The sequence below is a fragment of the Flavobacterium anhuiense genome, assembly GCF_050990855.1.
Taxonomy (GTDB): domain Bacteria; phylum Bacteroidota; class Bacteroidia; order Flavobacteriales; family Flavobacteriaceae; genus Flavobacterium; species Flavobacterium anhuiense_C.
In genome coordinates, this window is the sequence record NZ_CP158861.1 from 4140317 (window position 1) to 4153883 (window position 13567).

Genomic DNA, 13567 nt, shown 5'->3' on the forward strand with positions numbered 1-13567 from the left:
TAACTAACTAGCTAACTAACTAACTAACTAACTAACTAACTAACTAACTAACTAACTAACTAACTAACTAACTAACTAACTAACTAACTAACTAACTAACTAACTAACTAACTAAACTAACTAACTAACTAACTAACTAACTAACTAACTAACTAACTAACTAACTAACTAACTAAACTAACTAACTAACTAGGAATAAAAAAAGCCCTCATTTCTGAGAGCTTTCAAGTTTCATTGGAATACTGTTTTATAAAGAGCTTGCTTTAATTCTTACGATTTTACCATCCTTCATAACCACTAGATCGCTGTTATTCTTCTTTTTAAACTCAATTAATTTTTCAGAAACTTGATCCATAGCCTCTATAATCTTCTTCTGGGTCGGTGTCGTTGTTGTTTTGTGTTCTCTCATGATTGATTTTTTTTGAGTTTATCGAACTTGATTTCATTTATAACTTCAATATAATTGCTTAATGTTTTTTGTGGTATCAATTTAGCTTTTACATCTTGCCTTTTCGCATCATGCTTATAATAATGCTTAATAGATTTGTGCAAGAGGCGCTTGCACAAATTAAAAATCGAGATAAACTTCTGAAAATGCCAGTAGGATCCAGATTAGCCAAGACATATGATAAATCGATTGATAACGGACCTTTATGAAAAATTATACTTGTTCTTCAAATTGTGTATACACTTTGCAGATGATCGCACTTAAAATTTATTCTGACAGATATTTTCTTTCTATTTTTTCTTTTGCTTCAGCAAGTATGGAATGTATTTTTTCCTCAAACTGTTTTTTAGGCGGCAGATCGGTCCAGTATTCCGCAACTATTATCCCGTCTTTATGCATTTCCAGCAACTCAATCTGTTCCCTGCTGCTTTCCGCACAGAGTATTAGGCCTATCGGTGTATTTTCCCCATCCTGTTTTTCGTATCTATCCAGCCAGCGCAAATACAGTTCCATCTGCCCCTTATGTTTAGCCTGAAACTTGCCCAACTTTAATTCAATGGCTACTAACCGCTTTAACTTTCTGTGGTAAAACAACAGATCCAAATTAAAATCTTCACCGTCTATAATCATTCTTTTCTGGCGCTCCACAAATGAGAATCCTTTTCCCAATTCCAGAATAAATTTTTCCAGTTCATCCAGTATTGCCTGTTCCAGATCCTTTTCCAGATAGGCATTTCCTAAATTTAGAAAATCCAACAAATAAGGATCTTTAAATGAATACTGTAGATTATCTTCAGATGAAGCTGTCTGGATGTTAGCTATTGAAGTTCGTTCGAAAGCCTTTGTCGCTATCTGCCTGCGCAAATCTCTGACACTCATCAACTGGTCGCTTACCTGACTGGCATAAAACAGTTTTGCTTCTGCATTTTTGATCGGCAGGATAACTAAAAAATGAGACCAGCTTAATTGTCGTGACAGTGTCACGACAATTTCCCTGTCTCTAAACTGATCGGCAAACTGCATCATTCTTCGAAGATTTTTCTCTTCGAAATTTCTTCCGTACTTATTCTTCAATTCTGCAGACAGCGCAGGTACAATCTGTTTTCCATATTCCGCGCGTTTGTTATGAAGCATCGTTTCATTAATTCTAAAACCAATCTCCCAGAAAAGCAATGTTAGAGCACTATTGTTCTGAACTATAACCTGCTGCTGGGTCTGTTCCACAAGCTGGGATAATTCACTGAATAAATCAGTTTCTACAATAGCTGCATTATTTATATTTTTCGCCATATTATATCATTACTATTAAACTAAATTAAATTTTTCTAATTTTTAGCTTAATTAATCATCATTTTAATAAATGTATCTGTTAGCAACAAAAATACTAAAAAGCAGCTTTCAACAGTTTAAAAACAAATTTAATTGAATCCTTTAAGCATAGAAAGATCAAAACCCACCCATATCACCTTCGAATATGTATAATATCTCGCTCTGCTTTTTACTCCCAATTAAACTCCTGCTTCCCTATGACACATTCACAAAGAAATCTATAAATAAAAATAATGAACCTCTCCAACCAACCTCCCCATCGCCGGCTAAAACAAAAATCAAAAACAATCACAAGAAACAAAAGAAAACTAACTAACTAACTAACTAACTAACTAACTAACTAACTAACTAACTAACTTTTAATAGTTCATCCATTTAAATAAACTTACTGCCTGATTAACCATACGATCTGACCAAAATATTACTAAAAATAAAAAGATGATTGCTAGATTACGCAAGAACTTATAATACTGCAATAAATAAAATTAGCCCCCTTTCCATGAAACAGTTACAAATTAATTGACTCGCAGCCACATTTATTGCTGCTCTGCAGAGCCTTTAAAATTGATTTATCACTCTTTGGTCAAAGACATTTTATAAACCAGCATAGACAGGACTTCAGCGATAAAGTTCGAGTCCTGCTCTCTCATCTTAAATAATATTTTCTTCTTTATCAATGTGAAATCAGTTCCAGAAATTCACTTTCATGCATTTATAAGGGATGCATTGACAAGAGGTACAAATGGGGTACAAATGAAAAAACTGCAAAAAATATGCAGTTCTTAATTTTAATATCTATTATCCAGCCTGTTTAATTCTTTTTGGATTTCTGCTATCGTCTTAATTCGCCCTGACTTAATCCAGTCAAGCAATTCAGTCTTTTGAAAATAAAGCCGCTTGCCCTTTTTACTAACCGGCAGTTCATTCCTGCATACTTTCGAATATATAGTGGCAACAGAAAGCTTCAAGAGTTTTGAAGCATCCTGGATAGTAAGCAAATTATCATCAATCTCTTTATCCTCTTTCGCAATATTTTTTAGAATCCTTTCAATGTTTTCTATTCTCAAAGAAAGTGTTCCTAAAATATCCGGCAGATCTTCAAATTTATATGGTTTCATAATATGCATAAGTTTTATAGATGCACAAAGGTTTGCATCACTATTAATTTTGCTGGTTTCAAGCTATCTGAGAGTAAAGAAATTTCAGCTGCTTCCTATAATTGTAACATTCATCCCCTCCGAGTTTAACATTTGCATAGCTTTCTCTGGAGTAATTTTCTCTCTATTTTTTTCTGCTTCATCTTCCCTCATTATTGGACTAAATAATAAAAGCCCTAATGAGGGCTTTTATCTAGTTATAATTCCTTTTCAATCGTAAAGTAAATTTTACTTCCCTGTGTCTTTTTAAATGAAGGTTCATATACAAGATATCCATAATCATGTAACTGCTGGACACATTTATGATAAGTATATGGAGAAGAGATTTTCGCAATTGGCGTTATATCGTGACTATAAACTTGAATATATTTTTCATAGCCATTTTTAACTCTATATTGAAGTAAAGACATATAAATAGCAATATGAGAAGGACCTATTCTAAAGTCATTTTCAATGGCTTTAAAAAAATCAAATAAAGGCTTTAGATTTTCCATCCTATCTACATTGATTGAGCCCTACGTTTCTTTACTTTATTCTCTTTACCTACATTACTTTCTTCAGATTCAATGGACTGCTTATTATCTTTAGAAATCGACTCTTTTTGAGATTCAGCCTTCTTTTCTTCCTTGCTCTCTCGATGGTTGATTCGCTGGAGATTTGTATCGTAAACATTGACAGTCTTAAACTGTGGATTTGCCTCCACATACATTTTGCTTTCAATGCCCCCGATAACAAAAGTCGCTGACTGAAGGTTTCCTTTTTTAAGAGAATTCAAAAGATCCTCTTTATACTGCGGAGTATTGAGCTCCTTGATTGAATGTTTTGCCAGACTTGCTTCCAGATCATAGCCGTAGTTCTGATGGTATTGGTTCAGCTTAAAATTACCATTATCGGATTGTTTAAAGTCAATTTTCAGCCAGCAATTATAGCTCTCCCCTTCCTTATTTTTAAGATCTTTATTGACAGATCTGCCCTCCATCAAGTTATAAGCCTCTTTCATGGTAATGCTGGCGCTGTCTTTGTTGATATAAAAGGTCTGTTCCAGACCAGGTTTGTTTTCTTCTTTCTGAAGATTAACGTGATAGGAATTAAAAAAGTACATATCTGTCTGCTCAGACCTTTTGAAATTTAATTCTACAGTTAAGGTATCCTTATTTGGGACACCATTATTGATAATGCCGGTGTGCATAATCTTAAAATCCTTATCTCCCTTCATTATGTTCTCTCGAAGTTCAGCATCGAACGTTTCTCCAAATCCAGTATATTTTAACTGGTCTTTCAGGTATTCTAAATTTTTCTCATTCATTTCATTTTCATTTAAATTATTTTCTAAAATTTCTCTCGTATCTATTTCCCTTTTGGCAAATCCAGTAAGTTCTATTGCTTCATTTACGGAAGTATCTGCCCCGCTATTCAAAACTGCCCGCAAGTCGTCGATAACTGATTCAATCAGAAGGCTCTGAAAATAATTCGCATCATTGGTCATAACCAGACAGTACTCCTTCGCATCCAATTGGTTTCTAAAAAACTCGATGCTGTAGGTATCAGTTACCTCATCTGTATTAAAGGCAGCAAACCGATACCCGTTATAAGCCATTTCCTCAGCAAACGACAGCATCATTTCAGTATCAGCGAGATTGATTATCATAATCTATAATATAGCTTAAAAAGTGTCAATATTGAATTCCGTAATCGGAAACACCTTATCAGTCAGATTATTATTTATATCCACTTCCAGATGTCTTCCGCCGTTTTTTTCAATCATCTGAAGCGTCAGATACTTATTCTCCGGGATGGTAAATTTCTCCAGCGCATAAACTTTTATTATTTCAGACTTATAAGGAATTACAGAAGAAGATGAAGTCGTGTACAAGGGCTGCAGTTCTATTTCCTGCGATGCGGTGCGTTTTGACTTCTTCTGGTCTCTGATAAAAAAACGAAACTGATCAATATCGTAGTTAATCTTTGATTTGTTTTCAAAAACAACACGCAGATATAAAACGTCCTGATGTATAAAGATACCGTTTACCTCCAGTCTGATCTGATATTTGGATTTTCTTAATCCGCTGGTCTTTTTCTTTTTGGATAACGCGAGTAAAGCACACTTTTCAGTTTTTTTCTTATTGTCGTTCTCTAAAGAAAACAGCACATCCATGCTTGCCGCCACTGCATTTTCAGCATTAATGTTTAGATCCGGGCACTCATCATTATAGTTTAGCACAAACACGTACAATCGGCCGTCAGAAGTGACGGCTGTCAGATTGGTTTGGATAAAATACTGCTTTGCCGCTTTTACAAGCAATATATTCTCTACACCTTTTGCTTTCTGAACCAGCACATCTGCGCTCCCTTTATCAATGCTCTTTATTGCATAAGGAAAAACGATGCTTGTGGTTTTGGAAAAGCCAATCTGCAGATTCGAATATTGGTCTTCGTAAAAGATATTTCCTTTTTTTGGGTTTGACTGAGAATAAACTGAAATACAAATCAGCATCCAGCTTATTAAAAACAAATATTCCGCTCTTTTCATTTTTCACTTTTTTAAGGTTTTAAATTCTTGTGTTTTTCATCATACAGCAGCACACGATAACCGGCTTTAACCACTACTTTTATAAGCTTAACCTTTTTGCTCATAAGACTTTTGGCCGCTTCGATGCCCATACCTGCTGCCTGCGCTCCCCATGAATCAGATATACCGCTAAGACCTAGAGTCTGAATGGATCGGTCAGCCGAAGATTTGGCAATATCCCTGCTGATCGTTCCGGGAATATAGATGCCGTCAATGCCGTCCATATCATAGACAGCCAACTCGACAGGAAATATTGAATTAGTGTATTGGATGTTTGTGATCTTTACCTCCAGCCTCTCTCCTTTTAAAGCCGCCATCCCATACAGAAAAGTATTCTTGGGTATAATTGTTCCCTGCAGGAAAATATCATTCATAAGCCTTAATTTAACCACTGAGCCATTGACAATGGTCTGGGTCTGATGCACAACCGCTTCAATAGAGTTTTGCATTTCTTCAGCAGGCGGCGCTTCATCCAGAGAATAAAATGCATTTGTTTTCAATAAGGACTGCGAATCGGCATTGCGCTGGAGTGAGCTTATGTTATTCTCTGCTGCTTTTTTCTGCACTGAATATACTTTCCCTTTTTTGCTGTCAGATGTCTGCTTAAGCCTTTCCTGCACGCGCTGCGGATGCTGTATATCCAAAATATTTTCAAGCATGCCGCCTAACTGCTGAAGTTCAGGATCAGCTTCCTGCGGTGCGTTCATCGCTGACATAAGCCCTTCCAGCTTCCTGATTTCTTCTGATTCACCCTTAGAAGTGCCGTAATTCTCAAATTCCCTCATGTCCTGACCGTAAGCCGGAACAGAAGGCTGGCTGATTGCTTTTTCAAGAGCCCTGAGCTTCTCATAAACCTTCTGTTCATTGCGGTCCTGAAAAGACTGCGAATTAAAAGCCGATCTGTTTTTTGGAAGCATGCGGGATTCAAAATCGCCTGTAGAAAAAGAATCTGCTTTTTCTTCCGAGGCTTTATTATCAAAATAGTTGGGATCTTTTTTTATCAGCTCCTGCAGTTTTATCGAATCAGCTGCCGCCTGGTCGTAATAGCTCATCTTATCCAGTGCCGAGTCTTCTTTAAATTTAGGCAGAGGCAGGTTAAAATTAAATCCTTTCTTTTCACCACTATCTGCTGTTTTAGCTTCAATCCGTCCTCCGCCTAAGGTATAGAATAGGAATGTCAGAAACGGAAAAGTTATAAGAGGCAGCATTAAAAGCATCTTTCTCTTCTTAGATTCCTTTGGAGATATTATTTTCTCTTGCATAATTTTAATTCTTTAAGTTGAATGTCTTAATTTTTGAAACTGCTGGAACCCCGGATTCTTTATAAAAGGTCCTGTACAGGTTATAAATTAAATAACCCGATGCCAGAACCGTAAAGAACATAAGTCCCCAAGTCAATTTTCTTTTAGAGAGTCCAGCTGTGGCTCTCTGCATTTTTTCTGCCCATCTTTTCTGCAGCAGCAGATAATACTTGTGATACGTAAAAGGCTCAGTCCGTTTTTTAAATAAGGATTTCATACATTTTTATTTTCTGGTTTCAGCCGAGATATCCTTATTTTCAATAGTATTGAAGCGCTCGATAAGAAAACCGTGCGGATTATTGTCGCTTCTTGATACGTTGCGGAGCGCTCCTTCAGTAAGCAGGCTTCTTTTCATAATGCTGGTTGCGCGGATAATGCTCTGCTGGGCATAACACCTAAAGCGGTAAGGATAATCACGGATATTAATACTCACGCTGTCGATCTGGATGGTCTGGCTTACATTTCCCGATATGATGCCGGAATAAAAATTGTTTTCCTTCAGGTCATCATAAATGCGTTTCGCACTGTCATCGGCCAGATAAAGGGCTTTTGTGATATTGGTTTTAATGACCTTATCATCAGGATCAAGGGTAAAGAAAAACTTGTGAAAGGTCTTAACATGATCCCTGGCTTCCACAGGAATATTATCTTTTCTTTCCGAAGCGTAAGCCTCCAGCGCTTTTCCGTTTGCCAGAATGTATACTTTATCCTGCATCAGGCTTACTGCCTGAAAACTTTTGTAGACAGAATAGCTGCTTATTATGGTGCAGCCGAAAATTACCAGCATTGTGAAACCTCTTACATACCTGAAAGCGGTGTCTATGTTCTTCATTTTTGTAAACATGAGATGCTGGTTTTAAGTCTGTTTGGGATTTCCTTTAAGCCTGTCATTCATATAATTTCCCTTATTTTGAAAATATGGGCTGCTTCCCGCTGTCGCAGCCATGCTGCTGGTCATTCTCCGATCCGCATCTCCCATTGCATCGGCGGCCATTCCAACGGCATTTGAAGAAGTCCTCACAACAGAATTAGCTGAATTGCCAAACATGCTTGTCACCTTATGCCCCAGAGCTCCTCCTCCGCCTGCGTGAACAATGTAATTGGCCACAGAAGGCACAGTAAAATAGCCTATGATTCCAATTATCATAAAAATTAAATATGCCTATTGGATCGAAGCACTATTCTGCTGCTGTCCATAGGCAGCGCCTGATCAAAATAAGGCAGTCCATTGAATTTTTTGTTTATGGTCCAGTCTTTTGAGCTTCCTCTGAAAACAACTGGGACCGTTCCGTCAGTTAAATAGAAATAATGATTCTGAACTCTTACAGTTGGTCTGTGGAATAATATTTTCCCCCCATTGAAAATAATTCTGTCAACCTTCTGGTTTCCTAAATTTTTATCTACGGAAAAAAGCTGAAGAGGTGCTGTAGAATTGCCCAGATAAATTCTGCCGCTGGAAGTGCCTGCAAAATAATAAGAATTATATTTTAAGTCCATCTCATTGCGAAACATTGCTGCATGGCGGGGATATCTCCTAATAAAAGGATTTTCATAATGCATTATCCGTTCCGAACAGATAAATAAAAAGATAACCGCAGCAGTACCGCTGAAAGCAATACCGAAAATCCAAATCAAGCTTTTCCTGTAACTTGTGCTGATATTTTGTCTATCAAAATTTGCACTAAGCAGTATAGCAGCTATCGCCAAGAAAATAAAAACAACATTAAAAGCAAGATGGGCATTCCAGCTCATTTTTTCCAAAACACCTCCGCAGGAACAAGGTACGAAAGAGGTGTAGTGCAGGATTATAAAAATATAGGCCGTAAACATAACCATTAGCCCATACGCTGCAAAAAGTCCCACAAGCTTAAATCTGGGGATTAAAAGAAGCACGCAGATAATAATTTCCAATACAGGTACAAATACGGAAAACTGATCGGCAAATGCACTCAGAAGTGGTGACTGTCCAAGCTCTATTTTAAAATGCTGGAAATCCATTAATTTGCTTGCCGAAGCGTAAATGAACAGCAAGACAAAGAGCAGACATATAGTGTCTCTGATAAAATATTTGGTGCGGATGCTTATCATCATGATCTAATATTTTTAAAGTGTATTATAAATTTCTTTCATACTTAAACTGTAAGTTGTTGTCAATACAAATTTAAATGGGATAATTCTTATACATACTTTAAAAATCAAGCTAAAAACTTTGAAAATCAGGCTGTTTTATATTTTTACTGTCATCAAAAAAAATGCCCGCACTTTGTAAGAATAGTGCAGGCATTAAATCTTACTGGATCTTTTGTGGAATCAGCCTTTTATGGAGGCGCTGATTTCTGCAAGTTTTTCATGCAGTTCTATAAGCCCTGCCTTCTGAAGGCACTCTTGGGATAGGCTCTCCAATTCTGTTTTTCCCTGCTCGCTTACGCTTTCCAGAAGAACCGAAGATCCTTCCCTTATCTTTAGCCCGTCCTGTATCAGATGGCTTAAAAGCAGCACATTTTTTCGTGAAATTTTCAGATCCATTTTCACCGTCTCATTCATGCCAGGGATACTTAGCACCGTATCAAAAACTTTGGCTGCATCATTTGCTGTAATCATACTTCATCATTTTAAATTAATATTCCACTTGCCGTAAAATTATAAAGTATCTACCCTATCTACCCTACTCAAAATTTGGGGAGGATTGCAGGGCTTGCAGGCCTTTTCTAATTTAGCGCTCAGGCTAATCCCTACTATCTGTGCAATGGGTACTTTTAGAATTTTAAAGCAGATTCTGAAATGGATTTCCTTAAAATTTTAAGGGAGCTAACAGCTTCTTCATAGCTTATTGCTAAAGCTGAAAAAATCCTTTTAGAAGCTTTCGGACTGCGGTTTTCTGCAGTCAGCAAGATGTCTGGTTGTATCACAACCAAAAATCTTGCTGCCCCATCTGCTCGGAACTCGCTGGCAGTGAAACCTTAAGATTGAATGAAACTGGAACAATGAAAAAGAAAAGATCATGGAAGAAAAAAACAGTGGCAGAAATAGGTGGCTACACATCCGGCTCACCAAAGAAGAATTTGAGCTGATAGACAGAAATTTTAGAGCCTCAGTCTGCCGTAAACGAAGTGATTTCGTGCGCAGAAATCTGATGAAAAAACCTATTGCTCTGAGGTACAGAAATGAGTCGCTCGATAAGCTGCTTCAGGAGCTTATCCAACTCAGATCCCAGCTGAATTTCATGGGAAACAATTTCAATCAGAGCGTTAAAAAACTCCATAGCCTTTTTGAAATTTCCGATTTTAAAGTATGGATTCTGGAGTACGATTCAGACAGAAATAAATATTTTTTTCTAGTCTCTGAAATTAAAAAACACATTGAAAATCTTGCCAAAAAATGGTTGCAGTCATAAATACAGGACACTCGATAAGAGGCATTTTCATGTACAATGAGAACAAAGTTTCGCAAGGCTGTGCTTTGTGCATCGGTGAGGGAAATTATCCGATCGATCTTGAAAAAATGTCAGAAAATTTTAAGCTCGGCGTATTTTTAAAACAGCTCCAGCTCAATGAAAATGTAAAGCGCTCCGCAGTGCACATCTCACTGAATTTTGACCGCTCCGACAAGGATTTATCCAAAGAAAAACTCATGCAGATTGCTTCTTCCTATATGGACAGGATCGGGTTCGGCTCGCAGCCTTATCTGGTTTATCAGCACCACGATGCAGGACATCCGCATATTCATATCGCTTCGATAAATGTGAGGGCAGACGGATCGAGGATCAACATGCACAACATTGGAAGAAAGCAGTCTGAAACGGCCCGCAAAGAATTGGAGATTGCTTTTAATCTAGTACGGGCAGATTCGAGAAAAAAACAGAATCCGATACTGATTAATGCCATTGATGCAGAAAAAATAAAATATGGGGCGATGGATTCTAAAAGGGCCATCAGCTCTGTATTAAATGCGGTCATCCCAAATTACAAATACACCACGCTGGGCGAGCTCAACGCAGTATTGAACCTTTATAATGTCAGAGCAGAAAGGGGAAAGGAAAATTCAAAAATGTTTCAGAATAAAGGGCTGGTCTACCAGATTCTGGACGGAAATAAAAAGACTGTCGGGGTTCCGATAAAAGCCAGCAGTTTTTATTCCAAGCCTACCCTTTCCCTGCTTGAAATTAATTTTGCTGCGTCCAAAGCTTCCCGTGTGGTAAACATGAAAAGAACGCGAAATGCCGTGGACCTGCTGCTTTTGAAATATCCTTCCATTACGCTTTCCCAGCTTGAAACCCGCCTGGCTAATCAGGGCATCAGCGCTGTAGCCAGAAAAAACGAGAACGGTTTAATCTATGGCATGACCTATATAGATCATAACACCAGATGCGTATTCAATGGAAGCAGCCTCGGACCAGCTTATGCAGCGAAAGGACTCCTAGAGCGTATTGGCGGATCTTCTGAATTTGGAAAACAATCGGCTGTTTTGGAAAGACCGGTTAGCCAGCAGAATTCTTTTATTTCCGCAGCGGAGGTGCAGCGGATAATTGATGATGTGCTGTATACCGGAACACCTTCAGATTATGTTCCCAAACAGCGTAAAAAAAGAAAAAGAAAAAGAAAAGGACCGTCCGATAACAATTAACAAGCAGAAATCATGAGCATGCAGACAGGAGAAAATGAACAGGCGCTTAGAAAGATTTTAGACATGACAAGACTGATGGGCATCGCAGTGCTGCTCATCCATTTTTATTTTTACTGCTTCGATTCGTTCAGGCAGTGGAATCTTGCGCCGCATTTTGCTCGCAGGATACTGGAGAATATCCATCGAACCGGTCTTCTGGACAGCTTCCATAGATCAAAGCTTTTTGCCCTTGGACTGCTGGTTATTTCCCTTATGGGCGCCAGAGGAAGAAAAGATGAAAAACTGCATTTTAAAACCGCGTTTTATTATATCGGCCTTGGATTGATTTTTTACTTTGGATCTTATTTAGGTCTTGTAATCCTTTTGGATAGTGAGCTGTGTACCGTGCTATATATGTCCCTGTGTTCTTTGGGTTATCTGCTGACGCTTTCCGGCGGCACCCTCCTCTCTCGCATTATCCGCAGAAAGCTCTCCTCTGGAGATATTTTCAATAAGGAAAATGAAACTTTTCCGCAAGAGGAAAGGCTTATTGAAAATGAGTATTCCGTCAACCTTCCTGCCCGCTATCATCTCAAAGACAAAGTGCGTGACAGCTGGATTAACATCATAAATCCTTTCCGCGGCATTCTGGTTCCCGGAACTCCGGGATCTGGAAAATCATACTTCGTAATCCGCCATGTAATCACCCAGCACATACGCAAAGGATTTGCCATGTTCATCTACGACTTTAAGTTCGACGACCTAACCATTATTGCCTATAATTCCTGGCTGGAATTCCGCCATCTTTATGCCTTGGAGCCAAAATTTTACATCATAAATTTTGATGACCTCTCCCGTACGCACAGATGCAATCCCCTTGATCCTGCAGCAATGTCAGACATTACCGATGCAGCTGAATCCGCACGCACAATTCTTATGGGGCTGAACAGGGAATGGATCAAAAAACAAGGAGATTTCTTTGTGGAATCGCCCATAAATTTCCTCACCGCCGTAATCTGGTATCTCAGAAAATACAGCGACGGCGAATACTGCACCCTGCCACATGTCATTGAAATGATACAGACAGATTACGAGAGCCTTTTCACTATTCTGAGAACCGAAAAAGAAATCGAAGTCCTCATCAATCCCTTTGTCAGCGCGTTCCTGAACGAGGCAGTCGACCAGCTGGAGGGCCAGATCGCTTCAGCTAAAATCTCGCTGGCGAAGCTCTCCTCTCCGCAGCTTTATTATGTGCTCTCGGGTAGTGATTTTAAGCTTGACATCAATAATCCTTCCGATCCGAAAATCGTTTCAATGGGAAATAATCCGCAGAAAATACAGACTTACGGAGCGGTACTTTCCCTTTTTGTCAGCCGCCTTATCAAACAGGTAAACCAGAAGGGAAAACTTAAAAGCAGCCTTGTTTTTGACGAGTTCCCAACTATCTATCTCAACAATATTGACAGTCTCATTGCAACGGCAAGAAGCAACAGAGTGAGCACCTGTCTTGGAATTCAGGACTTCAGCCAGCTCCGTAAGGACTACGGCCGTGAGCAGGCTGATGTGATTGTCAACATCGTTGGAAATATTGTCTGCGGACAAGTCAACGGGGATACCGCCAAACAACTCTCCGAACGTTTCGGAAAAATAATGCAGGACCGCGAAAGCCTTTCCATCAACAGCAGCGATACCTCGATCAGTCGTTCAAGACAGCTCGAATCAGCAGTGCCGCCCTCGAAGATTTCTACGCTGAGTTCGGGTGAATTTGTCGGCATGACAGCCGATAACCCAGACTGCCGCATTGAGCTTAAAACCTTTCACTGCGAGATTATAAACGACCATGAAAAAATAAAAAAAGAAACAGCTGCTTACAAGGAAATCCCTATCATTCGAGCCATTGATAATGTCATCGTCCAGAAAAATTATCTACAGATTAAAATTGATATTCAGGAAATAATCCACAGCGAAATGGAAAGGATAATTAAAAATCCAGCGCTTTCCGTGCTGGTTCTTAAAAAAGAAAAGTGACCTTAAGATTCCTGATAAAGCAAGAAATCAAACTCTTAAGACAGAATGACGTCAATACAATTATAATTACTTAAAAACTAGCAATAAGAGCTTTTTTTAAGGAAGTTTCAAAAACATGAATTACAAGAAAAAT

At 38.5% G+C, this 13567-nt stretch carries 13 protein-coding genes and 1 pseudogene; 3 read left to right on the forward strand and 11 right to left on the reverse strand.

Translation table 11 applies throughout. The annotated features are described in order from the left end of the window. Positions 1 to 247: 247 nt before the first annotated feature. From ABTV69_RS18225 to ABTV69_RS18275, 11 genes and pseudogenes are all read right to left on the reverse strand, one after another. The gene (locus tag ABTV69_RS18225) at positions 248 to 409 is read right to left on the reverse strand and encodes a hypothetical protein (RefSeq protein ID WP_433831304.1); all 162 of its coding nucleotides are present in this window, start codon (positions 407 to 409) and stop codon (positions 248 to 250) included. Positions 410 to 715: 306 nt separating this feature from the next. Continuing rightward, a complete protein-coding gene (locus ABTV69_RS18230; RefSeq protein ID WP_433831306.1) occupies positions 716 to 1738 on the reverse strand; it encodes a PDDEXK nuclease domain-containing protein in 1023 nt (340 codons plus the stop codon). Positions 1739 to 2565: 827 nt separating this feature from the next. Continuing rightward, on the reverse strand, positions 2566 to 2895 hold the full coding sequence (locus ABTV69_RS18235) for a helix-turn-helix domain-containing protein (RefSeq protein WP_433831308.1): 330 nt from the start codon (positions 2893 to 2895) through the stop codon (positions 2566 to 2568). Between the two features lie 236 nt (positions 2896 to 3131). Then, positions 3132 to 3428: a hypothetical protein gene (locus ABTV69_RS18240; protein ID WP_433831310.1), complete on the reverse strand. Its 297-nt coding sequence runs from the start codon at positions 3426 to 3428 to the stop codon at positions 3132 to 3134. A 5-nt stretch (positions 3429 to 3433) separates the two neighbouring features. Then, positions 3434 to 4582 (reverse strand): hypothetical protein, encoded by a 1149-nt coding sequence (locus ABTV69_RS18245; protein ID WP_433831312.1) that lies wholly within the window; start codon positions 4580 to 4582, stop codon positions 3434 to 3436. Between the two features lie 15 nt (positions 4583 to 4597). Further along, positions 4598 to 5464 (reverse strand): conjugative transposon protein TraN, encoded by an 867-nt coding sequence (gene traN, locus ABTV69_RS18250; protein ID WP_433831313.1) that lies wholly within the window; start codon positions 5462 to 5464, stop codon positions 4598 to 4600. Positions 5465 to 5475: 11 nt separating this feature from the next. Next, on the reverse strand, positions 5476 to 6765 hold the full coding sequence (gene traM / locus ABTV69_RS18255; RefSeq protein ID WP_433831315.1) for a conjugative transposon protein TraM: 1290 nt from the start codon (positions 6763 to 6765) through the stop codon (positions 5476 to 5478). A gap of 262 nt (positions 6766 to 7027) precedes the next feature. Beyond that, positions 7028 to 7636, reverse strand: a complete 609-nt coding sequence (gene traK / locus ABTV69_RS18260; RefSeq protein ID WP_433831317.1) for a conjugative transposon protein TraK — start codon at positions 7634 to 7636, stop codon at positions 7028 to 7030. 24 nt (positions 7637 to 7660) lie between these two features. Beyond that, positions 7661 to 7966 (reverse strand): annotated as a pseudogene (locus ABTV69_RS18265) (conjugative transposon protein TraJ); the annotation flags it as partial. Further along, positions 7957 to 8895 (reverse strand): MauE/DoxX family redox-associated membrane protein, encoded by a 939-nt coding sequence (locus ABTV69_RS18270; protein WP_433831319.1) that lies wholly within the window; start codon positions 8893 to 8895, stop codon positions 7957 to 7959. The gene ABTV69_RS18270 and the pseudogene ABTV69_RS18265, both read right to left, overlap by 10 nt. A 219-nt stretch (positions 8896 to 9114) precedes the next feature. Continuing rightward, positions 9115 to 9405, reverse strand: a complete 291-nt coding sequence (locus ABTV69_RS18275; protein ID WP_433831321.1) for a hypothetical protein — start codon at positions 9403 to 9405, stop codon at positions 9115 to 9117. Between the two features lie 400 nt (positions 9406 to 9805). On the opposite strand from ABTV69_RS18275, the gene ABTV69_RS18280 reads away from it, so the two are divergent. The 3 genes from ABTV69_RS18280 to mobC are packed head-to-tail and all read left to right on the forward strand — an operon-like array spanning position 9806 to position 13434. Further along, the gene (locus ABTV69_RS18280) at positions 9806 to 10198 is read left to right on the forward strand and encodes a plasmid mobilization protein (protein ID WP_433831323.1); all 393 of its coding nucleotides are present in this window, start codon (positions 9806 to 9808) and stop codon (positions 10196 to 10198) included. After that, entirely contained in the window at positions 10183 to 11427 is a 1245-nt protein-coding gene (locus tag ABTV69_RS18285) for a relaxase/mobilization nuclease domain-containing protein (RefSeq protein ID WP_433831325.1), read from the forward strand. Before ABTV69_RS18280 ends, ABTV69_RS18285 begins: the two co-directional genes overlap by 16 nt. 18 nt (positions 11428 to 11445) lie before the next feature. Next, positions 11446 to 13434, forward strand: a complete 1989-nt coding sequence (gene mobC, locus ABTV69_RS18290) for a conjugal transfer protein MobC (RefSeq protein ID WP_433831327.1) — start codon at positions 11446 to 11448, stop codon at positions 13432 to 13434. Positions 13435 to 13567 lie beyond the last annotated feature (133 nt).

Bases quoted from the DNA above. Each gene is read 5' to 3' on its own strand.
- ABTV69_RS18225 (WP_433831304.1), bottom strand. From the start codon at position 409: ATGAGAGAACACAAAACAACAACGACACCGACCCAGAAGAAGATTATA.
- ABTV69_RS18230 (WP_433831306.1), bottom strand. From the start codon at position 1,738: ATGGCGAAAAATATAAATAATGCAGCTATTGTAGAAACTGATTTATTC.
- ABTV69_RS18235 (WP_433831308.1), bottom strand. From the start codon at position 2,895: ATGAAACCATATAAATTTGAAGATCTGCCGGATATTTTAGGAACACTT.
- ABTV69_RS18240 (WP_433831310.1), bottom strand. From the start codon at position 3,428: ATGGAAAATCTAAAGCCTTTATTTGATTTTTTTAAAGCCATTGAAAAT.
- ABTV69_RS18245 (WP_433831312.1), bottom strand. From the start codon at position 4,582: ATGATAATCAATCTCGCTGATACTGAAATGATGCTGTCGTTTGCTGAG.
- traN (WP_433831313.1), bottom strand. From the start codon at position 5,464: ATGAAAAGAGCGGAATATTTGTTTTTAATAAGCTGGATGCTGATTTGT.
- traM (WP_433831315.1), bottom strand. From the start codon at position 6,765: ATGCAAGAGAAAATAATATCTCCAAAGGAATCTAAGAAGAGAAAGATG.
- traK (WP_433831317.1), bottom strand. From the start codon at position 7,636: ATGAAGAACATAGACACCGCTTTCAGGTATGTAAGAGGTTTCACAATG.
- ABTV69_RS18270 (WP_433831319.1), bottom strand. From the start codon at position 8,895: ATGATGATAAGCATCCGCACCAAATATTTTATCAGAGACACTATATGT.
- ABTV69_RS18275 (WP_433831321.1), bottom strand. From the start codon at position 9,405: ATGATTACAGCAAATGATGCAGCCAAAGTTTTTGATACGGTGCTAAGT.
- ABTV69_RS18280 (WP_433831323.1), top strand. From the start codon at position 9,806: ATGGAAGAAAAAAACAGTGGCAGAAATAGGTGGCTACACATCCGGCTC.
- ABTV69_RS18285 (WP_433831325.1), top strand. From the start codon at position 10,183: ATGGTTGCAGTCATAAATACAGGACACTCGATAAGAGGCATTTTCATG.
- mobC (WP_433831327.1), top strand. From the start codon at position 11,446: ATGCAGACAGGAGAAAATGAACAGGCGCTTAGAAAGATTTTAGACATG.